Annotated in this window: 20 protein-coding genes and 5 pseudogenes; 12 read left to right on the top strand and 13 right to left on the bottom strand. The window is 62.5% G+C overall.

All coding sequences use genetic code 11. The features are described 5' to 3' along the window. Positions 1-10 precede the first annotated feature (10 nt). Together G3N94_RS06340 and G3N94_RS42230 are read left to right on the top strand one after the other, a co-directional pair. Positions 11-943: a branched-chain amino acid transaminase gene (locus G3N94_RS06340; RefSeq protein ID WP_205791251.1), complete on the top strand. Its 933-nt coding sequence runs from the start codon at positions 11-13 to the stop codon at positions 941-943. Between the two features lie 264 nt (positions 944-1,207). Then, positions 1,208-1,372 (top strand): annotated as a pseudogene (locus tag G3N94_RS42230) (transposase); the annotation flags it as partial. Positions 1,373-1,479: 107 nt separating this feature from the next. Here G3N94_RS42230 and G3N94_RS06330 read toward each other — a convergent pair. The 11 genes and pseudogenes from G3N94_RS06330 to G3N94_RS06280 all read right to left on the bottom strand — a co-directional run bounded on the left by G3N94_RS06330 (position 1,480) and on the right by G3N94_RS06280 (position 11,424). Further along, positions 1,480-2,083 (bottom strand): annotated as a pseudogene (locus G3N94_RS06330) (DDE-type integrase/transposase/recombinase). Between the two features lie 80 nt (positions 2,084-2,163). Continuing rightward, positions 2,164-3,114, bottom strand: coding sequence for an NAD-dependent epimerase/dehydratase family protein (locus G3N94_RS06325; RefSeq protein ID WP_205791249.1), 951 nt, complete (start codon positions 3,112-3,114; stop codon positions 2,164-2,166). Further along, positions 3,111-4,118: a fumarylacetoacetate hydrolase family protein gene (locus G3N94_RS06320; RefSeq protein WP_205791248.1), complete on the bottom strand. Its 1,008-nt coding sequence runs from the start codon at positions 4,116-4,118 to the stop codon at positions 3,111-3,113. The genes G3N94_RS06325 and G3N94_RS06320 overlap by 4 nt, the downstream gene beginning before the upstream one ends. Further along, a complete protein-coding gene (locus G3N94_RS06315; protein WP_205791247.1) occupies positions 4,115-4,711 on the bottom strand; it encodes a cupin domain-containing protein in 597 nt (198 codons plus the stop codon). The genes G3N94_RS06320 and G3N94_RS06315 overlap by 4 nt, the downstream gene beginning before the upstream one ends. After that, a complete protein-coding gene (locus G3N94_RS06310) occupies positions 4,708-5,523 on the bottom strand; it encodes a cyclase family protein (RefSeq protein WP_205791246.1) in 816 nt (271 codons plus the stop codon). Before G3N94_RS06310 ends, G3N94_RS06315 begins: the two co-directional genes overlap by 4 nt. Next, positions 5,520-6,725, bottom strand: coding sequence for an MFS transporter (locus G3N94_RS06305; protein ID WP_205791245.1), 1,206 nt, complete (start codon positions 6,723-6,725; stop codon positions 5,520-5,522). Before G3N94_RS06305 ends, G3N94_RS06310 begins: the two co-directional genes overlap by 4 nt. 15 nt (positions 6,726-6,740) lie before the next feature. After that, positions 6,741-7,871, bottom strand: a complete 1,131-nt coding sequence (locus G3N94_RS06300; protein ID WP_205791244.1) for an FAD-dependent oxidoreductase — start codon at positions 7,869-7,871, stop codon at positions 6,741-6,743. Between the two features lie 36 nt (positions 7,872-7,907). Further along, on the bottom strand, positions 7,908-8,261 hold the full coding sequence (locus tag G3N94_RS06295; RefSeq protein WP_205791243.1) for a Rieske (2Fe-2S) protein: 354 nt from the start codon (positions 8,259-8,261) through the stop codon (positions 7,908-7,910). Positions 8,262-8,280: 19 nt separating this feature from the next. Next, a complete protein-coding gene (locus tag G3N94_RS06290) occupies positions 8,281-9,243 on the bottom strand; it encodes a VOC family protein (protein WP_205791242.1) in 963 nt (320 codons plus the stop codon). Positions 9,244-9,274: 31 nt separating this feature from the next. Next, positions 9,275-10,435 (bottom strand): prolyl oligopeptidase family serine peptidase, encoded by a 1,161-nt coding sequence (locus tag G3N94_RS06285; RefSeq protein ID WP_205791241.1) that lies wholly within the window; start codon positions 10,433-10,435, stop codon positions 9,275-9,277. A gap of 74 nt (positions 10,436-10,509) precedes the next feature. Next, positions 10,510-11,424 (bottom strand): transporter, encoded by a 915-nt coding sequence (locus G3N94_RS06280; RefSeq protein WP_205791240.1) that lies wholly within the window; start codon positions 11,422-11,424, stop codon positions 10,510-10,512. Between the two features lie 324 nt (positions 11,425-11,748). On the opposite strand from G3N94_RS06280, the gene G3N94_RS06275 reads away from it, so the two are divergent. The 6 genes from G3N94_RS06275 to G3N94_RS06245 all read left to right on the top strand — a co-directional run bounded on the left by G3N94_RS06275 (position 11,749) and on the right by G3N94_RS06245 (position 18,452). Then, positions 11,749-12,675 carry a LysR family transcriptional regulator gene (locus G3N94_RS06275; RefSeq protein ID WP_205791239.1) on the top strand — a complete coding sequence of 309 codons (927 nt, stop codon included), beginning with the start codon at positions 11,749-11,751 and terminating at the stop codon, positions 12,673-12,675. Further along, a complete protein-coding gene (locus G3N94_RS06270; protein WP_205791238.1) occupies positions 12,662-13,630 on the top strand; it encodes a LysR family transcriptional regulator in 969 nt (322 codons plus the stop codon). Before G3N94_RS06275 ends, G3N94_RS06270 begins: the two co-directional genes overlap by 14 nt. Positions 13,631-13,709: 79 nt before the next feature. After that, the gene (locus tag G3N94_RS06265) at positions 13,710-14,720 is read left to right on the top strand and encodes an NAD(P)-binding domain-containing protein (protein WP_205791237.1); all 1,011 of its coding nucleotides are present in this window, start codon (positions 13,710-13,712) and stop codon (positions 14,718-14,720) included. A 55-nt stretch (positions 14,721-14,775) separates the two neighbouring features. Continuing rightward, positions 14,776-15,795 carry a dihydrodipicolinate synthase family protein gene (locus tag G3N94_RS06260; RefSeq protein WP_205791236.1) on the top strand — a complete coding sequence of 340 codons (1,020 nt, stop codon included), beginning with the start codon at positions 14,776-14,778 and terminating at the stop codon, positions 15,793-15,795. Between the two features lie 11 nt (positions 15,796-15,806). Continuing rightward, positions 15,807-17,276 (top strand): NAD-dependent succinate-semialdehyde dehydrogenase, encoded by a 1,470-nt coding sequence (locus tag G3N94_RS06255; protein ID WP_205791235.1) that lies wholly within the window; start codon positions 15,807-15,809, stop codon positions 17,274-17,276. A 1,011-nt stretch (positions 17,277-18,287) separates the two neighbouring features. After that, on the top strand, positions 18,288-18,452 hold the full coding sequence (locus G3N94_RS06245; protein ID WP_205791233.1) for a hypothetical protein: 165 nt from the start codon (positions 18,288-18,290) through the stop codon (positions 18,450-18,452). Between the two features lie 267 nt (positions 18,453-18,719). Here the strand turns inward: G3N94_RS06245 and G3N94_RS06240 are convergent. Continuing rightward, positions 18,720-19,247 (bottom strand): annotated as a pseudogene (locus G3N94_RS06240) (DMSO reductase); the annotation flags it as partial. A gap of 299 nt (positions 19,248-19,546) precedes the next feature. Here G3N94_RS06240 and G3N94_RS06235 point away from each other — a divergent pair. The 3 genes and pseudogenes from G3N94_RS06235 to G3N94_RS06225 all read left to right on the top strand — a co-directional run. Continuing rightward, positions 19,547-20,737, top strand: coding sequence for a porin (locus G3N94_RS06235; RefSeq protein ID WP_241021634.1), 1,191 nt, complete (start codon positions 19,547-19,549; stop codon positions 20,735-20,737). A 215-nt stretch (positions 20,738-20,952) separates the two neighbouring features. Continuing rightward, positions 20,953-22,266 (top strand): MFS transporter, encoded by a 1,314-nt coding sequence (locus G3N94_RS06230; RefSeq protein ID WP_205791232.1) that lies wholly within the window; start codon positions 20,953-20,955, stop codon positions 22,264-22,266. A gap of 29 nt (positions 22,267-22,295) precedes the next feature. Further along, positions 22,296-22,770: pseudogene (locus tag G3N94_RS06225) on the top strand (DDE-type integrase/transposase/recombinase); the annotation flags it as partial. A gap of 137 nt (positions 22,771-22,907) precedes the next feature. Here G3N94_RS06225 and G3N94_RS06220 read toward each other — a convergent pair. Next, positions 22,908-23,378: a DUF4440 domain-containing protein gene (locus G3N94_RS06220; RefSeq protein ID WP_205791231.1), complete on the bottom strand. Its 471-nt coding sequence runs from the start codon at positions 23,376-23,378 to the stop codon at positions 22,908-22,910. A gap of 378 nt (positions 23,379-23,756) precedes the next feature. Here G3N94_RS06220 and G3N94_RS06215 point away from each other — a divergent pair. Beyond that, positions 23,757-23,902: pseudogene (locus tag G3N94_RS06215) on the top strand (transposase family protein); the annotation flags it as partial. Positions 23,903-24,137: the final 235 nt, after the last annotated feature.

Below are 24,137 nucleotides of genomic sequence, written 5' to 3'. Positions count from 1 at the left end.
CGATACCGAAATGAAACCTTCCATGAATGACCGCGACGGCTACATCTGGCTCGACGGCGAGTTCGTCAGCTGGCGCGACGCGCAATTACATTTTCTAACGCACTCGCTGCATTACGGCATGGGCGTATTCGAGGGCGTGCGCGCATACGAAACCGCACGCGGCTGTGCAGTGTTCCGGCTCGACGATCACACGCGCCGCCTCTTCAACTCGGCCAAAATCTTCGAAATGGAAATCCCGTTCGACTTCGCCACCGTACGCGAAGCGCAGCTCGAAGTGATCCGCCGCAACCAGCTCAGGGACTGCTATATCCGCCCGCTCGTCTGGCTGGGCAGCGAGCAGATGGGTCTTGGCGCACGCGGCAACACTGTACATGTCGGCATTGCAGCATGGCCTTGGCGCAGCTATCTTGGCGAGGAAGGTCTCACGCATGGTATTCGCGTGAAGACGTCATCGTTCTCGCGCCATCACGTAAACGTGTCGCTCGTCCGCGCGAAGGCGAGCGGCTACTACATCAACTCGATCCTCGCAAATCGCGAGGTAACCCGCAACGGCTACGACGAAGCGTTGCTGCTCGACACCGAAGGCTACGTCTCCGAAGGCGCCGGTGAAAACGTGTTCGTCGTGCGTAATGATCAGCTCTACACGCCGGACCTCGCGTCCTGTCTCGACGGCATCACGCGTGCGTCCGTCATCCAGCTTGCGCAAGAAGCGGGACTGTCTGTTGTCGAAAAGCGCATCACGCGAGATGAGCTGTACTGTGCCGACGAAGCATTTTTCACCGGAACGGCCGCCGAGATTACACCAATTCGCGAACTCGATGACCGGGTCATCGGCGCCGGCATACGCGGACCAGTCACGCAGATGCTGCAAGCCCGCTACTTCGAAGTGGTCGCCGGGCGGCCTCCTGCGCACGAACACTGGCTGACCAACGTTTACGGTTAGCCAAACAGTTGCGCTCCAAGTGTGTAACATCGCACGCTGGAAGGAACGACACTCCGAAGTTCGCAACGAAGCTTCCTGCCGGTGAAGCGCCAGCTCTGTGCGTTGTACTGCAGCCGAGCAGCGCCAACGTATACGGCGACGCAATTGGTGGCTGGACATGCCGCACGTCGAATATTGCGGCATCAATTCGGACCGGCCAGCGGACAAATGGCCGAGCTGTGACCATCACCGCGAACTCATTCACGTTCAAGCAGCTGGTGCGAACTGAAGGCCATGGTCCACTCCTTCACCGATAGCCGCGCCAACGAACATGCCCGAAAGTTCCTGAGAGCCTGGCGCGGTAAGCTCATGGGCTACAAGGCCGGATTCGATCCGGGCATCAGTAAGATCGCGTGTGTCGATCATGCGCGCCGGAGATTCTACGACCTTGCACGCCGCTTTCTAGCCCACACTCATCGGAACATGAATCCAGCACCTCCGCGGGCCCTGTCAACTTACCGTAGTTCGTCGATGACGATGCGTAGAGCCACTATGGCTCAGAAAGCATTCGACGGAGTTTGGGTGACGTTGGTAAGCTCGTGCCATGCGGTGGCCCTCATCGCAAGCTGTTTGCGATAGAGAGAAGCGCACAGCAAATGGCGTTTCAATGCGAAGTGCTGCCGGATTGGCCCGTAGCTTGACAGGAAGGCCCATGCGCGCCTCGGGTCGCGAAAACCCCGCATGCGCCGCTCGCGCTCCCGCGTGAGCTGATGGCTGTTCTCTGCGCGGTTGTTGACCCGGGCTGCCACATTGACGAACACATGCTTGACGTCGACCAGCTCCGGGATGTCGGCTTTCGCCGCCGGATAGCTGCGCAGTTGATTGGTAACGATTTCGCGTGGCACCGGGTTCGAGCGCAGCACGCGCTTGAAGAAACGCTGCGCGGCCGTCTCATCGCGCCGCTTTCACACGACGCGCAAAGCTCGCGCCAAACTTCTCGCACCATCGGCGGATCGTCTCGTAGCTTACCGTCACTCCGCGCTCGAACAGCAGCTCCTCGATGTCGCGCAGGCTAAGCTGGAACCGGAAGTACCAACGTACCGCGCAGCTGACGATCGCCGCCGGGAACCGGTGGCCGTGGTAGAGAGATTTCCCTTTCATCGACCAATCTTAACCGACCAGATCACCAACGTGACAATGCCTGTTCAGGTAATCGTTCGCCATAAGGTTCGCCGCGGGACTTACGCCAACTCGAGCGCGCGCTCGACGAGGTCGTCGATCGTGCCGTCGTGCCGGAATCCGGCCTCGATCGCGGGACGGTCGTTCAGCGGCGGCTGTCGTCCGAAAAGTTGCTCGATCCTTTCTACCGGAGCGTAGTGTATCTCGAACGAGCCGAAGCGCCGCGCCAGCGCATCGACGATCTCTTTCACGGACAGATGCAGAACCGGAGGCGCCCAGACCCGGCCCGCATGCAAGCTCTCGGAAGACATGCGCGCTGCGTGCAGAAGGTTGTCGACGCAGCATCCGCGGGACATCCACCACACGGTTGCCGAAGGCGAAACGGGGCATGTGTAGGCCTGGCCTCGCTGTGCCGTGCGGAAGATCTGGCTCATGAACGCCGAGCCGTGTCCCGAGGAAAGCCCCGGGCGCGACACGATGCCCGGCAGCCGCAGCGAGCGGCCGTCCAGCTTGCCGCGCCGCGTCCAGTCGGAGAGGACCAGTTCGCCGATCAGCTTGTGCACGCCATAGCTGATCGTCGGTCGCGCGGCGGTGTGCTCGTCCATGGCCGCCGGCAGCGAGTCGCCGTAAACCGCCACGCTGCTGGCATAAACGACGCGCACCGCACATCCGTGCTCCGTGGCCTGTTTCGCAAGGCGCTCGAACAGGGCAAGCGTACCCCACAGATTCACACTGTCGCCCTCGGCTGGCTCGGCTTCGGCCTGCGCGCCAGGCATGCTAGCCAGATGAAAGACGACGTCGACGGGCTTCGACAGCAGCGGCTCGAGGATCTCCGCGCTACTGAAATCGCCGGCAAGCGCCGTGATTCGAGCATCGCTGTGCGGCGCGCCGAATTGCCGGTCGACCAGCAGCAGCTCCGACACGTCGCCCGCCTCGGCGATCCCCTCGCGCAGCAGCCGGTCGACCAGCGCCGTCCCGACGAATCCGCCCGCCCCCGTCACCAGCGCTCTCATGACCGCGGCTCCTCCGCGCCGGCGAGCGGCGCATGCACTACCCGCTGGTCGATCACGCCGAACGGCGCGCCGCCCGCGTCGTCGCGGGCCGTCATCCTGACCCGGTCGCCGAAGCGCATGAAGTGGGTGCGCGCGCTCCCTTCGTCGATCATCTCGATCACGCGACGCTCGGCAATGCATGCCGAGCCCGCGCTGCGGTCCACGTTCGACACCGTGCCGGACCCGACGATCGTCCCCGCCGACAGCCTGCGCGTGCGCGCGGCATGCGCGACGAGCTCGCCGAAGCCGAAGTTCATCTCGCGGCCATGCGGATGGCCGAACCAGCGATCGTTCCATTCGACGTGCAGGCTCAGATGCACGCGGCCGTCGCGCCAGTGCTCGCCGAGCTCGTCGGGCGTGACGGCGACGGGCGCAAAGCTCGTGGAAGGCTTTGCCTGCAGGAAGCCGAATCCGGTCTTCATCTCGCGCGGCCCGAACGCCCGAAGACTCCAGTCGTTGAGCTGCACGATCAGGCGAACGTGCTTGATCGCATCGGCTGCCGATACACCCAACGGCACGCGCCCCACCACCACGCCGAATTCGCCTTCGAAATCGATGCAGTCGGCCTCGTGGGGCAAGGGCACGTCGCTGGCCGGGCCGAGGAAATCGTCGCTGGCGCCCTGATACATGACCGGCACCGTATCGAACTCGGGAATCGGCGGCGTGTTGAACGCCTGCTCCATCAGGCGGCCGTGGTTCAGAAATGCCGAGCTGTCGCACCACTGGGGACTGCGCGGCAAGGGCGCGGCGCACGCCGCCGGGTAGAACGGAAACGCCTCGGGCACGCGACCGGCGTTCAGTTCATCGTAACGCGCCTGCAGGCGTGGCGCGATGTCGTCCCAGCGTTCGAGCGCATTGAGCAAGGTTCCCGCAATCGGCGAGGCCTCCACGGCATGGCGCAGGTCGCGCGACACCAGTAACAGGTGGCCATCGGCGCCGCCGCCTGGCAACGTAGCAAATTTCATCGCGCGTCTCCTTGCGCGGGCGCATCGAGCGCGGCGGCAATCGCCGGATCGTAGACACCGTCGACCAGCACGAACAACATCCGGCACGGGCGACCCGAGCGATTCGCCCAGGCATGATTGGTCCCGCGCTGAATCACCACACTGCCGGGCTTCAACGCAACCTCGGCGTCGTCGAGAACCAGCGTCATTTCGCCTTCGATCACCACGCCATAGTCGATCGACTCGGTGCGATGCATCAGCGGATGCGGCGAGCCGGCCTTCACCGTCGACGCTTCGGCGTCGCCGATCTGGCTGAACGCGTCGTGCATTTTCGTCGCGCCGTGCGCGAGGAATTCCGGCGTGTCGGGCGGTATGTCGACGAAGCGCATCCGCGTGCCTTGCTTCGGCGGCGGCAGCATCAACGCGCCGACCGTGGGATCGGCGCCGTTGTCCACGGCAGCCGGGTTTTCCGACGTACTCCACACTTCGTGGAATACGGTGCCGGGAATCGCGGCGATTTCCACCACGGTCGGCAGGGGGCCATCCGAGGCGACGACCGCGCGGCCGTCTGCATCGTGCCCCGTTACCACACGACGAATCGCGGGAAAGCTCATGCTGCGGCCTCCTCCGTGGGAGTATCGAAGATCGCAACGGCGCGCGTCCACCCAGCCGACGCCCCGCGAATCTTGTGAGGGAAGCAACTGATCAGGAAGCCGGTCGACGGCAATGCTTCGAGGTTGTGCAGCTTCTCCAGATGGCAATAACCGATGTCGCGCCCCGCCTTGTGCCCTTCCCAGATCAGCGACGTATCGCCCGTTTCCGCGATCTTCTTCGCGGTATAGGAGAACGGCGCGTCCCAGCTCCATGCATCGGTGCCCGTCAAGCGCACGCCGCGCTCCAGCAGAGACATGGTCGCCTCGTAGCCCATGCCGCAGCCCGCGTTGACGTAGTCGCCGTGTCCGTAACGCGATCCGGCACGCGTGTTCACGACGACGATATCGAGCGGTTGCAACTCATGTCCGATGCGCGCCAGCTCCGCTTCGACGTCGGCGGCCGTCACCACATAGCCATCCGGGAAATGCCGGAAATCGAGCTTGACTCCCGGCTGGAAGCACCATTCCAGCGGCACCTGATCGATCGTGATGGAAGGTCGTGCCTCGCCCAGGCTCGCATCCATGGTCGAATGGAAATGCCAGGGCGCGTCGAGATGCGTGCCGCTATGGGTCGTCAGCGTGACCCACTCCGCAGCAGCCGCTTCGCCATCCGGATAGTCCTCGGGCTTCGTGCCGGGCAGCATCGCCATGAATTCCGGCAGCGTGTCCGCATGCTTCTGGTAAGTAATCTTCGGCGCGAGCGGCGGCGGATCGGAAAGAACATCGTTCTCCAGAAAGATGGAGAGATCGACGAACCGGAGAACGGGCTTCATACTCGGACTCCTTGAGAATCGGAACGGCGCTCGAGCCGCGAGAAGCAGAACACTGCCGCGGCGGCGATCAGCACCGCGGCGATCCCGAGGCTGCCATAGCCGGATTGCTTGACCAGCGTGCCGCCGAGAACTGGGCCGATCGCGGCGCCCGTCATCAGCATGGCCGGCGTCGCGGCGACGGCGCGGCCGGTGCGGTCGATGCGAGCCAGCATGCCGAACGCGAAGGTGTGGGTGAAGATCATCACGGCGGCAAAGACCGAGGTGGCCGCCGCATACGGCGCGAACGTCGCGCTTTGCGTGATGATCAGCGCGAGCACGGCCTGCACCACGGCTCCAGCCTGCGCCACTCTGCGGCCCGGAACGCGCTTTTCCAGCAGCCCCGCGACAGGAGCGGGAAACAGGTTGACGAGGCCGAGCGCGATCAGCGTCGCGGTCACCGCGCTAAAGCCGAATCCGCGGTCGAGGCCGATACGCTGGACAAAGCTGAACAGCATCGCCTGGGTCAGCGCCATGCAACCGACGCCAACCATGCCGAACCAGACGGCCCGCTCGAAGCGGGGCTCATCGGCCATGGCCGCACTGTGCCGCGCGTGGATCGACGGAAACGCGAGCGCACAAGCGATCGTCGCAACGCCCATGACACCCGAGAAGACGCGAAACAGAGTCGGGCCGCCATGCATCGCGATCAGCCCCGGCGTGGCGCCGAGAAACGTAATCGCGAAGACCCCGAGCGCGAGGCCTGCGATCGCGAACAGACGATGCGGATTGCGGCTGCGTCCGATCGTGCCATGCGTGAAGCTCAGGCCGCAGCCGACGGCGATGCCTGCGACCGTGTGCAAAACCGCCATCACCGGATACCGGTCGATCGACACGATGCCGAGAAACGCGAGCGTCGCGACGCCGAAGCCGATGGTCGCCATCGCGCGCGTCGGCAGGCGATTCAGGCGCGGCGAGAAGAACAGGCTGCTCAGGACGGCGCCGGCCAGGAACAGCGTGGCGAGCAAGCCCGCCTGCTGAGGATCGAGTCGATAGGCGCCGATCAAGGTGCCGACCCAGACCGGCAAGGCGACCAGGTCAACCATGCCCGCGCAATGCGCGATCATCAACGCAATGGTGCCGAGCGCGCCAAGTCGTGCCGCGGCGTCAGGTCCGGCCGCAAGATCGGCATGCGCCGGCGTCGTGGGAGAAAGGTTCGTTTCCATCGTGCCTCCACTCGGTCAGATCGGTTGCGCGAGACTCATGTGCGTCTCGTGCATGATGCGGGTGTGTTCCGCCTTGTCGCCGCCGGCAATCTCGATCTCGCCGAGACGTCCGGAGTTTTCCACCACCATGCGGCAGCGCTCCCAGCGGCGCGCCTGGAACGTCTGCAAGGCCGCCTCTACCGTCGCGCTGCGCCCCAGCTCCTCAGCGAGAACGATCGCATCTTCGATGCCGATGCCCGCACCCGCCGCCATATGTGGCGTGGTGGCATGCACCGCGTCGCCGACCAGAACCACGCGTTCGCCGAACCAGGGCCGCGGCATCAGCAGGCTTTCCAGCGGGCGATAGTTGCAGCGCGATTCCGCCCCGAGCTGGGTGCGAATCGACTGGATCAGCGGCGCGCCGAACGGCGCCAGCAGATCGGACAGCATGCGCGGCCATTCGGCGGGATCGATGTACTCGTTGGTCGGCCGGTCGTCGGTGACGAAGAGGTACATCTCCTCCTGCGAGACCGGATTGACGCCTGCCTTGACCTTCTGCCCCAGCCACATCGTCGCGCAGACGATGTCCACCGGACGTGGAACCACGGCGCGCCACACGCCTTGGCCGGTGTAGTGCGGCTTCGGCGCATCGGGGAACACCGTGTCGCGCACTTTCGAGTACAGCCCGTCGGCGCCGACCACGAGGTCGTAGCTGCTCTGCGTGCCGTCCGTAAGCGCCACATGCACTTGGTCGTCGCGCTGCTCGATCTGCGAGAACGTGCAGCCGAGCCGCACGCGCACACCCGCCGCCCGCGTGGCCTTGGCGAGGATGTCCGCGAGCACCGGACGCATGATCGCGCCACCGCCAGGCACATCCTCGCCGGCCACGTGCGGCGTCGGCAGCGTACCGACCGGCTGGCCGCCGGCGGTGAACAGGTTCACGCCGTCGCCGCCGTAGCCGCGCTCGAAGAACGCATCGAGCACGCCTATCGTGCGCAGCGCGCGCAGCGTCGGCCCGCCGATGCTGATGCCGGCGCCGTACGAGCGCCAGCCATGATCGATCTCGACGAGGTCGACCGTGAGGCCGAGCTTCGCGCACTGGATCGCTGTCGCCATGCCGGAGAAACCTCCGCCGATGACGAGGACGTGTTGAAGAGGGGATGTCATTTGGGTGTCTCCTTACTTACGTCTGTTATTGATTTGTCACGTCGCGGCCAGCATGACGTCGCCGTCGCCCGTCACGTCGATCTCGACGGGCGTCAGCTGCTGGCCCAGGCAAGGGCCGAGCAGGCACTCGCCGCTCGCGATGTCGAACTGCGCGCCGTGAGCGTGGCAGACGATGCGGGTGCCGTCGCCGTTCAGATAGGCGTCCTTGCGCCAGGCCATCGGCGTGTCGCCGAAATGCGGGCACGCGTCGCGATACGCGCGAATCTGAGCACCACGGCGGACGACGAACAATGTGTCGCGTCCGAGTCCGTCGGGATCGAAGCCGCGCGCGCCGGGATCGGGCAGATCGTCGACGCTCGCGAGGCGAATCGAAGGGAATCGCTTGGACATGGCCGTACGACGCGTGTCTTCAGTCAGCCTTGGCCGCTGCTTCCGCCGCCGCCGGCGGAGGACCGCTTGGCGCCCACTTCTCGCGATGCTGGAACAGGAACAGTTGCGATGTGTCGGCGCCCATCGGCGCTTCGCGTGCGGCCCATGCGTCGTCGTGCAGGTCCATGTCGGCGTCGTACTCGACATGGCAGCCGAGCGGGCTGTTGAAGTACCAGAACCAGTTCGAGCCGAAGCGGTGACGCCCCGGCCCCCAGAACGACTGGTAGCCCTTCGCGACGAAGCGGGTGCCCGCCTGCATGACCTCGGTCGGCCCGCCCATATGGAACGTGAAGTGCTCGCAGCCCTTCATGAACGGCGGGGTCTCGATCATGAACAGCGTGTGATGGTCGAGCGTGCCGGCCGGCTGCAGGAACGGGCCGACGCCCGTGAAGCGGTCGGTGCAGCGAAAGCCTAGACGCTCCACGTAGAACGCCTCTGCCGTGGCGGCGTCGGGCACGAAATAGACGACATGCGACAGCGTGCGCGGCGTGAGCACCGCATCGTCGCTCACGCCCACCACGTTCGGCGCGCGCTGCGCCGGCGCGCCCGGCGCGTTCACCGGCTCGGCGGGCAGGGAGAGCGAGCGGCGCGTGGTGATCTGGAAGCCGATCGCGAAGCCCATGTCGTCGACCGATTCGATCGACCCGTCGGCAAGCTTGCGCACCTCGCGGTCGCGGTGCAGCTCCGCCGCGATCGCATCGAGCGTCGCGGCATCGGCGACGCCGTAGACCGTCTTGCGCAGCATGCTCGCCGTGCCGAGCGCGGGTGGCAGGCCGGTATCGTCGCGGCGCGCGATTTCGATGCCCGTGCCGTCGAGCGCCTCGAAGCGGCCGCCCGTATCGTCGCTGCGAACCGGCAGCAGGCCGTAGTCGATCAGATACTGATTGCAGGCGGCGACGTCGTCCACGCCGAAGACCAGCGTATCGGGTCCGATGATTTTCATGAGATGTGCGTGCTTAAAAAAGGTGGATGGTTCAAAGCGCGGTACGTCCGCCGAGTGTTTCTGCGATCCAGTCGGCGATGAAGTGCCCCGCGTTAATCGAGTTGTCGAAGCTCGAGTGCTGCACCCCGCCTTCACGTTCGGAAAAGATCTTGAGTTCGCGCTTCGGGCTGTTTACGAGCTGCTCGTAGGTGCGATGCGCCCAGGCGACCGGGATCTGCGAATCCTTCGAGCCATGCGTGACGAGGAACGGCACCTTGATGCGATCGAGCACTCCGTCGAGATGCACGTCTTCGGCGATGCGCATAAAATCGTCGATGTCTTTCGCGCCCCAGACCCAGCAGACGTGCTTCCAGTAATGCGGCACCGGGAAGTTGCCCTCGCGCTGCAGGCGCTTCTTCTGCACGTCGCGCCAGTCATGATTGGCGCCCCATACCACGCCGCACGCAAAACGCGGCTCGAAGGCGACCGCACGCGGGCAGTAGTAGCCGCCGAGCGACACACCCTCCAAACCGATCCGCTTCGGATCGACATCGTCACGGCCTTCGAGCCAGTCGACGATCCAGCTTGCCCAGACCTCCGAGTTGTACACCGCGTGCATGCCGTGCAGACGCAACGCTTCGCCGGTGCCGGGCTGGTCGACGATCAGCGACGACACGCCACGCGCGGCGAGCCATGCCGGCAGGCCCACGAGGTACTTCATCTCCTTGGTTGAATCGAGCCCGTTCACCTGCACGAGCAGCGAACTGCGCGCGTCGGCATTCTTCGCTTTCACGAGGAGTCCAGAAAGATACTTGTCGCCGTACGGAATGGTGACGCGCTCGCAGTTGTCGCCCGAAAGCGCGATGCCCTTGCCGAACGTATCGAGCGAGCGCCGGTAAAGCTCGATGCGTCCGGGCGCATCGAGCGCCAGCATGCGCTCGGCTGTGATCAGATAAATCGCGGCGCGCTTGTATTTCTCGCCCGCTGACAGCAGCCGCCCTTGGGTTTCGTCTTCCTGCGCGAGATCGCAGAGACGATCGGCCTTGTCGACCCACGCCTCGCGAAACGCGCGAGTGCCGTCCGCGTCCGGCTGCTTGGCCGCTTCCTGAAGCGGCCCGCACATGTCCTCGATTTCGCCGATGCGCGCACCCATTTCGATGGCGAGATTGACGGACAGATTCCAGACGTAGTTGGTAGGAAAGTAGCGAAACATGCTGATTGCCTCGGTTGAAATTGCGGATTGCTCGATGACGGCGTGTGCGCGCTGTCCGGGCCAATCGACGGTGCTCAGCCCTTCCGCCCGAAGCCCGGCCACAGCGGGATGGCGATGTTCAGCCAGACGCTACTGCTCTTGGCTGTGTTCGCGGCATAGACGCCTTGCTGATAGTTGAGGTTGACATTCCAGCTTCTGGCGTCGTAGACGACTGATGGACCGACGCCGAAGGTCCTCATGCGGTTGCCCACGTTCACGCCGTTCGCTTTGTCGTCGCTGAACTGGTTCAGGTACGCGCCCACCACGCCGAGCTTCCACTGGCCGAAGTTCCAGCCAGCCTCGAACTCGCCGACGTAGCCGTCGCCCGAGCGGTAGTTCGTCGTGCCGTTCTTCTGGTTGAGCAGGAAGCGGTTCGACAGGCCGAGGTCGATGCCGTTGGGCAAGTTGTAGCGAACCGAGAACACCGGCTGCACCGAGGTGTAGCCCACCGCCACGCTCGACTTGACCGGGCTATAGGAACCGGTCTCGAATGCAACGTCGATACCTGACGCGATCGCCAGGTTCTGCGAGAGATGCCATTGAAGCAACACCGGCGTCAGCGTGATGTTGGAGAGGCCGTTCTGCGTGCCCGATTGCCCGAAGACGCTGGTATGCAGCGACACGACTGGAATGACCAGCTGCGTATAGACGTTCGCGCCGACGAGGTGGAACGGATACGCCGCCAGCAGACGGGTGGTTTCCGAAAACACCGATGAACGGAACGGGATTGGCAGCTTGTTGCCGTCGTTGCCGTAGAGGGCGTTCGCGAAGCTGTAGTTCAACTGCTCCAGCGCGAACAGGCCGGGGATCGGCGGCAGGTTGGCGATGTTCGTGCCGACGGCGCCGGCCGGATACGGCGACACGCCGCCTTCGAACGCTTGGGCCTCGTTCATCGAACCGAGTGCCAACACGGCGCTGCCGACGACGGCCGCGATCAATTTCGTGGACATGCTGTCTCCTCAGCCTGGGGGGCGCGTTTGCGCCGCCCGGCGTCTCTTTAATAGTGGAAAGCTCGGGGCGGACGGTCGACGTACGGCGGTACGCTCGATCCGAAAGTGCCCTGACGCTGGTCTCCCGATGCGATGCTCATGCCGCCTTCGCTTCGAGATGTGGCGTAGGTTAAGATAGGCCGAGGCATCCTAAAAATGGATTCGATCCATTGCCAATATCGGCGGCATCAATACTTTCAGGTTAAACCCTGATACCGCGCCCGACGGAGACGCGTGCGGCGCGAAGGCTGCCGGCCATGAAAAAGGGGAACGGAGACAGCACGCATGCGGTTCAACAAGCTCGACCTCAACCTGCTCGTTGCGCTGGATGCGCTCCTGAGCGAACAGAACATCAGCCGGGCCGGGGAGAAGATCCACCTGAGCCAGTCGGCGATGAGCAATGCGCTGTCGCGATTGCGCGAATACTTCAACGACGAGCTGCTGGTGCAGGTCGGCCGCAAGATGGAACCGACGCCGCGCGCCGAGACGCTCAAGGACGCCGTGCGTGACATCCTCGTGCGCGTCGACGCGACGGTGGCGGCCCAGCCCGAATTCGTGCCTGCGCAGGCGAATCGACTGTTCCGCCTGTTCGTCTCGGACTACACGATGACGACGCTGATGCCGCATCTGTTCGCGCTCGCGTATAAGCAGGCGCCCGGCATCCGTTTCGAGCTGCGCTCGCAGGTCGCCTATCCGCACCGCGTGCTGGAGCGCGGTGAGGCGGATCTCTTGATCATCCCCAAGGAGTACTGCTCGACCGAGCATCCGGCCGAGGTGCTGCTCGAGGAAACGTACTGCTGCGTGGTGTGGGAGCGAAGCCCGCTTGCCAATGGCGACCTGACGACCGAGTGCTACATGGCGGCCGGGCATGTCGTCGTGCAGGTCGGTGACGGGCAAACGGCGCTCGAAGACTGGTTCATGCAACGGCTCGGAGTCGTGCGGCGCGTGGAGGCGAGCACCTACAGCTTCGTGTCGCCGGCCCATCTGCTGGCCGGCACGAACCGGATTGCCACCATGCACCGGCGGCTCGCCGAAGAGGCCGCACGCAGCTTGCCGATCGTGCTGCGCGATGTGCCGGTTCCCGTCCCCACGATGGAGCAGGCCATGCAATGGCACAAGCATCGCACTTCGGACCCCGGACTCACCTGGTTGCGTGGGCTGCTGAACGAGGCCGTCGCGGCGATGGACGAAGCGCGTGATGACGCTCGCTAAGGCAGACCCAACCGGCCAGGCGGCGCCCGGCGCGCCGACTATCGTCGATCCTCGCTGGCTCGTGTTCCTGCAGGTGTCGGCTTCGGGCAGCCTGAGCAAGGCGGCAGCGGCGCTCGACATGCCGCAGTCGATGGTCAGCCGCAACATCGCGCAGCTCGAGCAGCAGTGCGGAGAACGCCTGTTTCGCCGGACCGGGCGCGGCGTCGTCCTCACGGAGTTCGGCGAGCAGATGCTGCCGCGCGTCACGCGCCTCGCGACCGAAGCCGATGCGCTCGCCGACGACATCCGCAGCGCCCGCGGTCAGCCCGCGGGGGAAGTGCTGCTGGGGCTGCTGCCGTCGGCGGTGAACCATCTTGCGGGGCCGCTCTTTGCGGCGGTGCGCGCCGAGTTGCCGGCCGTCAGGCTCCATCTGACGGAAGCCGCCAGCGCGCAACTCGAAGAGCACCTGCGCGAAGGCCGCCTCGACATGGCCATCGTGCTGAAAGAGGACGAAGCGAGCATCGGCGATTGCCACGTGCTCGTGCGGGTGCCGCTGCATCTGATCGGCCGCCGAGACGATCCCGTCGTCGGCAGCGGCGACGTGCCGCTCGCCGCGCTTTCCGGGCTGCCGCTCGTGGTGCCGGGCCGCCCGCACCTGCTGCGCGCGCGGCTCGACCGGCTCGCCGTGCGGCATGGGTTGACGCTGCAGGCCGCCGTCGAAGCGGACTCGTTGCGGCTGCAATACGAAGTCGTGGTAGCCGGCGGAGGCTATACGATCGCCTCTGTGCTTCCCGGCAAGCTCGATGCGCGGCTCGCCTCGTCGCGCATCGTCGAGCCGGTCCTCGAACGGTTCGTCGTGCTCGCCGAGTCGCCGCGCCGCCCGCATACGCGCGCAACCCGCGCCGTGCGGCACCTGCTCTGCCGCCTGGCCGAATCGCTGGAAGGCGGCGGCGCCAGCCATCGATCTTCGTCATAGCTGCTTTCGACCTCTGGCAGTACCCCAAACGGGTAGCGCGTTCTATCGTGTGCCGGCCACTCACTTCCAGGCCCGCGCCATGTCAGACGCCGTCAACGCTGAACCCTCCTCCCCCACGCTTTTCCTGAGCGACGCCGATGTCGCGTCGCTCGCCGACTGGCCTTCGGCCGTCGCGGCGCTCGCCGATGCATATGCGCGGCCCGTCTCCGCCGCGATGGTGCCGCCGCGCTCGATGGCGCGCGGCGACGGAACCTGGCTGCGCAGCCTGACCGCGATCTCGCCGAGCGGCGGGCACATGGGCTGCAAACTGATCGCCGCCAATACGCGCGCCCGCCGAGCCAGCTATCTGATCTCGCTGTTCGACCAGCAGACCATGGATCTGCGGGCGCTGATCGACGGAAACCGCGTGACGGGACTGCGCACCGCGGCGACGGCCACGCTGGCGGTTACGCTGCTGGCGCCCGACCGGCCGCTGCGCGTCGCGGTGATCGGCTCTGGGTTCGAGGCGGGCGGCGCACTCGAATGCCTGCATGCCGTGCGCACGCTGCACAGCGTGCGCGTATTCAGCCCGACGCCGGCGAGCCGCGAGCGCTTCGCCGAAAGCTTCCGTCATGTAATGGATATCACCGCCTCAAACGTCCCCGAAGCGGCCGTGCAAGACGCCGACGTCGTCATTTGCGCCGCGCGCAGCCGCGACGAGTCGCCGGTACTGCGCGGCGCCTGGCTGCCGCCGGGTGTGACCGTCGTCTCGCTGGGCTCGACCCTACCCGAGCAGCGGGAGGTCGACGAAGAAACGATGGCTCGCGCCGCTTGCATCGTCGCCGACATGCCGGATGAAGTCGAGCACGACACCGGCGACGCCATCGCTGCCGCGCGTGCCGGTGTCGTGCTCGCCGACAAGCTCTTCCCGCTCGCCGAGCTGGCAGGGAAACACATCACGCCGCGCTGTGCCGACACCGACATCGTCGTCTACAAGTCGGTCGGGTCCGCGCTCCAGGATGTCGTGATCGCCGAAATGCTGCTCGCGCACGCCGTTCAGCAAGGCGTCGGCTTGCCGCTTCCAGCCAGCATCGCGCCGGTTGAGAAATAGCCTTCCCTATCGGTCAAGAACCCGTTCAAGAACTCACTCAAGGAGACTCATCTTCATGGCTAGCTACAAGAAGTCCGACGCCCGCGCCTGGGCGCGAGAACACCTCACCGGCTGCTCGGCCGTCACGATCCCGAGCTATAGTGCGGACCTCAAGCGCCTCAACGAGCGCGGCATTCGTCACGACATCGAGCTCGCGATGGAATTCGGTTTCCGCTACACGCTGCTGTGCAGCGAAGTGGCGATCACGCCGGAAGAGAATGCGCAGTTCACGGCCTGGGCCCGCGACACGGCGGGTGACCGGCTCGGCCTCTTCTTCCATGCCGCGTTCGGCACGCTGGCAGAGAACATCGAGGCCGTGAAGCTCGCGGAAAATGCCGGCGCCGACATCGTCCTGCTCTCGTACCCGCCGCAGTTCTGGCCGACCACTGAGCAGGATATCTATGACTACACGAAGACCTTCTGCGACGCAACGGATCTGGCAGTGATGTTGTTCCCGATTCCGCTGTGGGGATTCGAGCGCATCCATCCCGCTGGCATGTCGGTGGAGCTGGTGCGTCGCCTGCTGGACGACTGCCCCAATATCGTCGCCATCAAGTCGGAGCAAGGCTTTCCACTGCCAGCCGGGATCTGCGAGATGTACCACCACTTCCGAGACGAAGTCGTGATCAGTTGTCCGATCGAAGGCGATGCGATTCCGCTGATGAGCCTGATGAAGCTCCAGTTCTCCGGCACCAGCAACACCGCCTGGATGAGCGGCTACTACCCGAAGGCATTCGAGCTCGCGCGCAACGGGCAATGGGAAGAGGCGATGGCGATGTACTGGAAGGTCAACCCGGCGCGCAATGCAAACGGCGCCGCGGCGCAGTCCTATGCGGGCGGCACCGGCGTGCTCAACCGCACGATGTGGAAATACCAGGACTGGCTGGCCGGCTTCAACGGCGGCCCGCTGCGCGCGCCGGCGATGCGCGTGCCGGACCGGATCATGAAGACGCTGCGCCAGGGGCTCGTGGCCTCGGAACTGCCCGTGACCTCCGACCCGGATTCCGCCTTCATGGTGGGACGTTTCCCCTGCTGAGACAGCTAACGATGAAACATCTGCTAAAAGACGCTGCGTTGTGGCGGGAAAGTGCATTCATCGCCGGCGAATGGGTCGAAGAAACGCCGCACGGCCGCTACGCGCTCCGCAACCCGGTCGACCAGTCGCTGCTCGTCGAGCTGCCGCGCTGCCGCGAGCCAGAAGTGCGGCGCGCAATCAACGCCGCAGATGAAGCATTCGGCCCGTGGCGACGTACGACCGCGAAGCACCGCGGCGAAGTGCTGCGGCGCTGGTACGAGTTGACGATCGCGCACCGCGAAGATCTCGCGACGCTCATCACACTCGAGGAAGGCAAGCCGTTGGCCGAAGCACGCGGCGAGATCGATTATGCGGCATCGTTCCTGCGCTGGTTCGCGGAGGAAGCGACGCGCGTGCGCGGCGACGTGATCCCCGGGGTCACGGAGACGCAGCGGATCATCGCGCTTCGCGAACCGATCGGTGTATGCGCAGCCATCACGCCCTGGAATTTCCCGGCCGCCATGATTACGCGCAAGGCCGGGCCGGCGCTTGCCGCGGGATGCACGATGGTGGTCAAGCCCGCGAGCCAGACGCCGTTGACCGCGCTCGCTCTTGCCGTGCTGGCTCAGCGCGCCGGGGTTCCGTCTGGCGTACTCAACATCATGACCGGCAACGACACGCGCTCGATCGGCGGCGAGCTGACGGCCAACCCGCTGGTTCGCAAGGTCACGTTCACCGGGTCGACCGAAGTCGGCCGTACGTTGCTCGCGCAGGCCGCGCAGACCGTCAAGAAGTGCTCGATGGAGCTCGGCGGCAATGCGCCCTTCATCGTGTTCGACGATGCCGATCTCGACGCCGCCGCTGACGGCATCGTGTCCGCGAAATTCCGCAACACGGGCCAGGCGTGCATCAGTGCGAACCGCGTTCTGGTGCAGTCGAACGTCTACGATGCTTTGGCCGTGCGCGTCGTCGAACGCGTCGCGCAACTGCGCGTGGGCAACGGTCTGGAGCCGGACGTGCAGCTCGGACCACTGATCGATGAAGCTGCGGTAATAAAAGTTGAAGAACACGTGGACGATGCGCTCGCCAAGGGCGCCCGGCTGCTGCACGGAGGCCGCCGGCATTCGCTAGGCGGGTTCTTCTTCGAGCCTACGGTGCTTGCCGACGTGACGCCCGGCATGCTGATCGCCCACGAAGAAACGTTCGGTCCTGTCGCACCGCTGTTCCGCTTCGATTCCGACGAAGACGCGATCGCCATGGCCAACGACAGCGAGTACGGGCTGGCTGCGTACCTCTATAGTCGCGACGCTTCACGCATCTGGCGAAACGCCGCGCGAATCGAATCGGGAATGGTCGGAATCAACTGCGGCCTAATCTCAAACGAGGTAGCACCGTTTGGAGGCGTGAAGCAGAGCGGTCTCGGGCGTGAGGGTTCGCACCTCGGCATCGAGGAGTTCCTTGAAGTCAAATACCTCTGTTGGGACGATATCGCCAAGGATTGATCCCTCATCCAGATGCGGCAAACACACTCGCACAATCGATCCAGTCAGGCGGTTGCACGAGTATGCCCGTGGCCGCACTCATACCCTTGGCTGTATGTGCGTACAATCAGGCCTGCCTCGGGAGAAGTCCAGTCGCGCGCTATCCTCGACGTCATTGCGCGGCTGTCGTAGCGGCTCAATCAGCCGATCCATGTCTGACCAATAACGCAGATCAGCAACGTGAATGCCTGTGAAAGGCCCGCGTAACAGGCAGAACCGGCGTCGCTACGACAGTGAATACTGTTTCGAGCGTGGTCCGGTGAAATTCGCTCGCAGTGTTCTTCGGGGCCGCACTCCGGCAGGAGTGCGGCTACCCGATTACTCAGCGAGGTGAGGTCAATTTACCTCGCATTCCACCAACGAGCCACCAGCGAATCAATTTTCGGCTATGGAACCTGTCAGTCGAATATCCCGGGACGAAGCACCGACAAACACGTTCCGCCCTGCGGCTTCAGTGACCCATCTCTGATACGAAGTGGACCAGTATTGAAGCTGTCTCTGCGGAACATGGATCGTCTCCCGTCGATTCTCCCCTGCATCTAGGTGAATACGATCAAAGCCCTGCTGCACCTTGTTGAACAGTTGACCTACGTGCGGCGAACATCATAAATCGATCACTACAGTCCGATCATCAGTTATCGCAGCTGGCCAATGCGATGTCCTATTCTGCTGCGTGGATTCACTCGAGGCTCGGTAGATCGCAGGCCTCATCGCGACAGAGTACTTACTGCCCCTGCTCGGCGCTGGTGTCGCCGTTCCCACTCGTGACGCCGGAGGCACTCCGGCGATCGGCGACCCGGCTGGACGTAGTCGATTCGGCCACGGACTCGGGCGTGTAGACTCTCCGATCTCGCAGCGAAGACCGCTGCCACCAAAGGCCTGCGCGAGCAGCAAGCGCACGGCGAGCAGCTGCAGACGGCACTCACGCGGGCGCTCGCCGACCACGCTCGGGTCGAGGCCGAGCGCGAGGCGTTGCGCGTCACGTTCAACACGCAGGCCGACGAGTTGGCGAAGGCGCGCGGCACGCTCGAGTCTGTGGCGGCCGAACGAGCGACGCTTGCAGCCCGGCTCGACGCGCAGCAATTGCTGCTTGCCGACTATCGCGGCCGGCTTGGGATCGCTGCAGGCGCTGAATAGCGCTCGGCAAGGCTGAGCCTATATACGGAATCGGCGAAGTAAATTCCAAAATCAATAACGCGGCTTATGATAGGAATTTACGCTTACCCTTTTCATACCCGTTTTTCGAATCGTGAACTCGAGCGGCCGCTCCCGGACGATCAGCGCGTCCGGGACTACCCGACATGCTCACACTCCATTTGTGCAATGGGCAATCCGGAGCGCATGTTCTCTGCTGCGCGTCTGACGGTCCCATCGTGCCTGCTTGCAGGTCACCGCATAGCTGCCTTACGCCTGTCGATAGTAAAGATTCTGCGGGTGCCGCGCCTCCGCAAAGAAGAACCACCGCTCGGCAACAAGACCCGCGTACTGAATCACAGAAGCCGCGCAAAGCAGCGCAAATGAAAGCCCGATCGACCGCACGCTTCCGCCGAATGCGTTCAGAAAGAACGGCATGACGAACGCGGAAGTCAGAAAGGTCCACTTGATCCGCTTCAATTTCTGGGGCGTCTTTCCGTGGAAGAACTCGCGAAGATTGAATGCTCCCGCCGTGAAGCCCCGCGACTTCTGCTCAACTAGCGCGCCGCGAATACCCGTCGCGCTTTGCACGATCGATCTGGGTCTGAGCCGCGCATTGCGCACCGACGACGCGGCTCGTGATGCACATCCTGCAACCGTCAGGCTGCATGCCCCTACTGCAAGCGGCGCGATCAAAGAAGGCGCGAACCATGCCGCACACGCCGTCGCGAGCGTGAAACCCGACGCGCAGCCCAGCAACACGAAATTGATCAACGTCGACGGCGTGGCCCACTCCTTAGTAGCGGCCAGCTTTCGCGCCTCGCCAAGCGAGTCTCCGCGCTCGATGGATTCACAACAGTAGTGTGAGGTCATGTCTCGGACTACTGGGTCAACTCCATCTCCCACCAGCCCCCATCAACCTCGCTGATAGTGGGCCCAATTTCGACCGATTTGACGTCGTCACATTGACCCTCGATAGTCAGCGTACGCTCCGCGACCGCCACCTTCGCACGCTACTTAGATTTATCGGCGAGGTCGGATGCGAAAAAATCAAATTCAATCCATATGTATTCCTACATAAAAATTGGAGAAATTGAATGTTAAGAAGATCGCTCCGCTTGGATAGTCGACACGCCGACAAAGGCGCAACTACCACGGCGTTATGCGCCGCGATTCTGGCGGCCGTCACTCCCATGGTGTTACCCATCCCCGCGAAAGCACAAAGCAGCGTTACCCTCTACGGGATTATCTCAACTGGCATTTCGTACGTAAGCAATCAAGGTGGAAAGAGTGGCGTCCAGATGGTCAGTGGCCCGCTTCAGAATAACCGGTGGGGCTTGCGTGTCAGCGAAGACCTTGGTGACGGAACATCGGCAATGGCGACATTGGAAAACGGCTTCAATTCCTCCACTGGGGCCTTGGGGCAAGGTGGCCGCATGTTCGGCCGTCAGGCTTGGGTCGGTTTGAGCGACAAAAAATACGGTACTCTAACCGCCGGACGACAGTACGACATGATGTGGGACTACCTTGACTACCTTGAGCCTCAGGGTATGGGCCCCGGGTTTGGCGTAAGCGTTGGATCTAACGACAATATTGAGGGTAACTTCCGATATAGCAACTCTCTCAAGTACCGATCACCGGATTTCGGGGGATTCACATTTGAGGGACTGTACGCCTTCAGCAACAAAGCCGGCGCGTTCACCCAAAACCGGGCGTATAGCTTCGGTGCTGGCTACGTGACGCCGTCATACCGAATCGTCGCTGCGTATCTCGATATCGACCGTCCCGGTCTTGCCAACTCCATGGGCGCGGTGAGCGACGACTACCAAGGTGCCGGCTTCGCTCTCTTCCATACAAGCCCACTCGATTCAAAGGTGGGCGTCGAACACCAGCGTGTCGCTGCTGTTGGCGGTATGTACAGCGTCGGCAAATTTGTGCTTTCAGGGATCGTCTCGGACGTACGATACGAGTACCTTGACCACACTGGACTGCATCTCGACAACTTCGATCTGATCGGGAGGTACCGCTTTACGCCGGCACTGTCTCTGTCTCTAGCATATCTTTACACGACCGGACGCTATAGCGGTCTGAACGTTAACCCCCACTGGAATCAAGGACAGATCTCGCTTGACTACAGCCTGTCCAAGCGGACAGACATTGCAATCTGGGCCAACTCCATCAGAAGCTCGGGGCCTCTCACATACGCACCTGCCGTATTGTTCCTTGCAACGCCTTCGAACTCGCACTCTCAGTTCGCCGCGCTTGCTGGCATTCGACATCTCTTCTGATGCCAGTAGCGGCACGGGCTTGCTTTACCTGTCTGTAGCTCCTTCACTGCCCTATCCAACTTAGCGCTGTCTCACAGCGTGAGGGCGATAACAGCCTTCTTGCCTTTCGAACAACGGCAACCAGACTGACTGAGGCTCTCGTCCAATTTGATTAATTTGCAGCGCCTACGAACTGTCGCCACAGTCCCTTAATTTTGAGCGTCTAAAGGTTCCCCATGTCAAGCCAGTCAATCGTGGCACAAGACGTAGCTACTTCCGACCTTAGCAAGGCAACGTTGCGCAAAATTGTGATTGCCTCTGTCGGTGGAAACGCTATGGAATGGTATGATTTCTTTGCATACAGTACTGCAGCTGCCATAGTCTTCGGACAGATATTTTTTCCCAAAAACGCAAGCCCGTTGATCGGTACGCTAAGTGCCTTCGCCACCTTCGCGATCGGCTTCGTCGCGCGGCCCGTTGGGGGCATAATTTTCGGCCATATTGGTGACCGTTACGGCCGCAAAGCCTCATTGGTATGGACGCTCTTCATTATGGGCTTCGCGACCTTTATGATTGGGTTGCTGCCTTCGTATTCCCAGATCGGACTGCTATCTCCTGCACTGCTCGTTCTGGTGCGCATTCTTCAGGGGGTGGCTTCCGGCGGCGAGTGGGGCGGCGGCGTGCTGATGATCAGTGAGAGCGCCCCGCCACATCAACGAGGATATCTTGCTGCGTATAGTCAGTTGGGCGTAGGAGCTGGCTTCGTCCTATCGTCGACTGCTTTCCTAGCAGTGCAGATGCTCCCCAAAGAGGACTTTCTCGCTTGGGGATGGCGACTTCCGTTTCTTTTCAGCATCGTGATTTTTGCAATCGGGGTATTCATCCGACGCAAACTCCCCGAGACGTCCGACTTCGCCGAGGCCGAGTCTCAAGGGAAGAAACCGGAGATGCCGATCCTCGATGTGATTAAACGCCATCCGAAAGAAATCCTGATGGCCATGGGCCTACGCATGGCTGAAAACGGCGCGGCCTATATCTTTCTCGCTTTTTCGTTGGTATATGGAAAATACCTTGGTTTGCCTACGCCCCTCATGCTTTCTAGCGTCACCGCAGCCATCATAGTTGAGATGATCACGATGGTGCTATGGGGGCGTCTTTCCGACAAGATTGGTCGCAAGCCGGTGTATCTAATCGGCACGCTCGGCCTGATTCTCATGGCATTCCCATTCTTCCTACTTATCAATTCGAAGCAACCGGCCCTGATTTACTGCGCGTTCATCTTGGGAACCGCGTTCTGTCACGGAGCCATGATCGGGACGCTTCCCGCGTTGGTTGGCGAGATGTTCAGCACCGAAGTCCGGTATTCCGGTGTTGCGCTCGGACACGAAGTCGCGTCGATTTTTGCCGGTGGTCTTTCCCCGGTGATAGCGACTGCTCTGCTGGCGCATTACCAAGCTTACTGGCCGGTCGCATGCTTTTTGATTTTCTTGGGACTGCTGACACTCATCACGCTGTTCTTTATGCGTGAAACCTGCCCCTCGGAATGCTAGAGTCTGTTGAAAAATGACTGCCAGCGCCTGTTATCCACGTGAACCACAAGCGCGGGCAACGTCTTTATCGTGAAGCAGGGCTCGCCGTGCGGCGCCGTCGCCGGCGCCACGGCATCATGATTGGACGCGAGCATCTTGCTTTGCTGAGTGGGCCCAACGAGGTTTGATCAATTGATCAGTGATGGACGCGCTGTCGAATGGGCGGCGTCTGAAGCGCCTGACCATCGTCGACGATTGCACCAAGGAAGCTGTCGATAACGTCGTGGACCACGACATCTCGGGTGTACGTCGCTCGAGCACTTGACCGAGCAGCGCGCTTGAGGTTATCCCAAAGCGCTACGAACGGCCCAGGGCCCGGAATTTACGAGCCGGGCGCTCGACCAACGGGCTTACGCCAACGGCGTCACGTTGGAATTGATTCAGCCGGGCAAGCCGACGCAGAATGCGGACATCGAATCGTTCAACGGCAAGTTCCGCGATGAATGCCTCAACGAGCACTGGTTCAAGGGTCTCGCAGCAGGCTGGCCCTAATCAAGGGGGCAAGACAGATGACCACATTCGACTCAGCGAATCACCCGTGACACTGAAAAGCGGCCCATCTTCCCGCGCCCTTGCCCTCGCCCCCTTCCAATTGAAGAAGGCTATTTCGTCGGCATTGGACCCATCGCGTACATGTCGCGAATAATCAACCAGGTTCCATTAATCTTCTGCCAAACAAAAAGACTTTTCGTTTTAAATCCCGGCTTTGCCGGGTCATCCGTTACCACGTTCCAGGTTACCCACGAGACTGCAACTTCCTGACTGAGACGCTTAGCCTCATAAATTTCAATGTGCGTTGATTTCGTGCCCTTCATAAGCTCCGTGACCAACCCCTGAATACCGGAACGCCCCTGGGCTACATCTGGCGTATCCTGACCAGTTGCCATAGCCGACGGCGCGTACACATCCGCGACCGAACGAGCATCGTGCTTTGCCCAAGAAGTTTCGATAACCGCCAGCCTCGCTTGAAGCTCTGCTTCGATACTCGATTGCGCCGCCGACGCAGATGTCGCGAAGAGCGCCGCCGTAACAATTACTGCCCCAGCGGAATTCAGAAGATGCATCAATTTCATAATTTGCGGCCTCAATTAAATCACTCGACAAATATTAATCGCAGCACATTTATGACCATCCGTGCTGCCGCACTTGGCACATGGTGCCAGGCACTAAGATACAGACTGGAAGCCTCACCAAATAACCGATGCCACCGCCATAACAAACCACCCCCCAAGAAGTACCTTTTCAACAGACATCAACTTGCGGCGGTCCAAGCAACTTTAGTCGAAGTTATCTTTTAAAGGAATACAGGAAACTCGTGGTTCCACTGGGGAAATCTTTAGTTTCTGTCACCCCGAGTACAGCATTCTTAAGGGGGTGGACTCGCCAGCTTTCGGATGATAAAACTTCCGGCCTTAGTCCAGTTGGCTTTGCCGAGCGGGGCCAACGAGGTTTGGTCTATTGATTTGTGATGGGCGCGCCGTCGAACGGGCGGCGTCTGAAGTGCCTGACCATCGTTGACGATTTCACCAAGGAGGCTGTCGATATCGTCGTGGACCATGGCATTTCTGGCGTGCACGTCATTCGAGCGCTGGACCGCGCCCCGCAGTTCCGCCTGGCTCAAAAGGACTTTGCTAGAAGCAGGCTGGCCCTAACCAAGGGGCAAGTCACCAGCGCTTCGCACCGCCCCGTTACCGGGAAAGCATGTCCAGATAGATCCTATGTACAGCAAGGGGCAACGAAGCCATATCGGTAAAATCAGCGTGTCGTGAAGTTCCTCACCGGAGGGCGTCATGTGTACACAGGAAATGCAAAGCAACGCAACGGACGTGGTA

Source organism: Burkholderia sp. Ac-20353, from assembly GCF_017104785.1.
In the GTDB taxonomy this organism is placed as follows: domain Bacteria; phylum Pseudomonadota; class Gammaproteobacteria; order Burkholderiales; family Burkholderiaceae; genus Burkholderia.
This window is presented reverse-complemented; position numbering and strand designations above follow the sequence as displayed.

Excerpts from the sequence above, each read along its gene's own strand:
- G3N94_RS06340 (WP_205791251.1), top strand. The coding sequence starts at position 11 with ATGAAACCTTCCATGAATGACCGCGACGGCTACATCTGGCTCGACGGC.
- G3N94_RS06325 (WP_205791249.1), bottom strand. The coding sequence starts at position 3,114 with ATGAGAGCGCTGGTGACGGGGGCGGGCGGATTCGTCGGGACGGCGCTG.
- G3N94_RS06320 (WP_205791248.1), bottom strand. The coding sequence starts at position 4,118 with ATGAAATTTGCTACGTTGCCAGGCGGCGGCGCCGATGGCCACCTGTTA.
- G3N94_RS06315 (WP_205791247.1), bottom strand. The coding sequence starts at position 4,711 with ATGAGCTTTCCCGCGATTCGTCGTGTGGTAACGGGGCACGATGCAGAC.
- G3N94_RS06310 (WP_205791246.1), bottom strand. The coding sequence starts at position 5,523 with ATGAAGCCCGTTCTCCGGTTCGTCGATCTCTCCATCTTTCTGGAGAAC.
- G3N94_RS06305 (WP_205791245.1), bottom strand. The coding sequence starts at position 6,725 with ATGGAAACGAACCTTTCTCCCACGACGCCGGCGCATGCCGATCTTGCG.
- G3N94_RS06300 (WP_205791244.1), bottom strand. The coding sequence starts at position 7,871 with ATGACATCCCCTCTTCAACACGTCCTCGTCATCGGCGGAGGTTTCTCC.
- G3N94_RS06295 (WP_205791243.1), bottom strand. The coding sequence starts at position 8,261 with ATGTCCAAGCGATTCCCTTCGATTCGCCTCGCGAGCGTCGACGATCTG.
- G3N94_RS06290 (WP_205791242.1), bottom strand. The coding sequence starts at position 9,243 with ATGAAAATCATCGGACCCGATACGCTGGTCTTCGGCGTGGACGACGTC.
- G3N94_RS06285 (WP_205791241.1), bottom strand. The coding sequence starts at position 10,435 with ATGTTTCGCTACTTTCCTACCAACTACGTCTGGAATCTGTCCGTCAAT.
- G3N94_RS06280 (WP_205791240.1), bottom strand. The coding sequence starts at position 11,424 with ATGTCCACGAAATTGATCGCGGCCGTCGTCGGCAGCGCCGTGTTGGCA.
- G3N94_RS06275 (WP_205791239.1), top strand. The coding sequence starts at position 11,749 with ATGCGGTTCAACAAGCTCGACCTCAACCTGCTCGTTGCGCTGGATGCG.
- G3N94_RS06270 (WP_205791238.1), top strand. The coding sequence starts at position 12,662 with ATGACGCTCGCTAAGGCAGACCCAACCGGCCAGGCGGCGCCCGGCGCG.
- G3N94_RS06265 (WP_205791237.1), top strand. The coding sequence starts at position 13,710 with ATGTCAGACGCCGTCAACGCTGAACCCTCCTCCCCCACGCTTTTCCTG.
- G3N94_RS06260 (WP_205791236.1), top strand. The coding sequence starts at position 14,776 with ATGGCTAGCTACAAGAAGTCCGACGCCCGCGCCTGGGCGCGAGAACAC.
- G3N94_RS06255 (WP_205791235.1), top strand. The coding sequence starts at position 15,807 with ATGAAACATCTGCTAAAAGACGCTGCGTTGTGGCGGGAAAGTGCATTC.
- G3N94_RS06235 (WP_241021634.1), top strand. The coding sequence starts at position 19,547 with ATGTTAAGAAGATCGCTCCGCTTGGATAGTCGACACGCCGACAAAGGC.
- G3N94_RS06230 (WP_205791232.1), top strand. The coding sequence starts at position 20,953 with ATGTCAAGCCAGTCAATCGTGGCACAAGACGTAGCTACTTCCGACCTT.
- G3N94_RS06220 (WP_205791231.1), bottom strand. The coding sequence starts at position 23,378 with ATGAAATTGATGCATCTTCTGAATTCCGCTGGGGCAGTAATTGTTACG.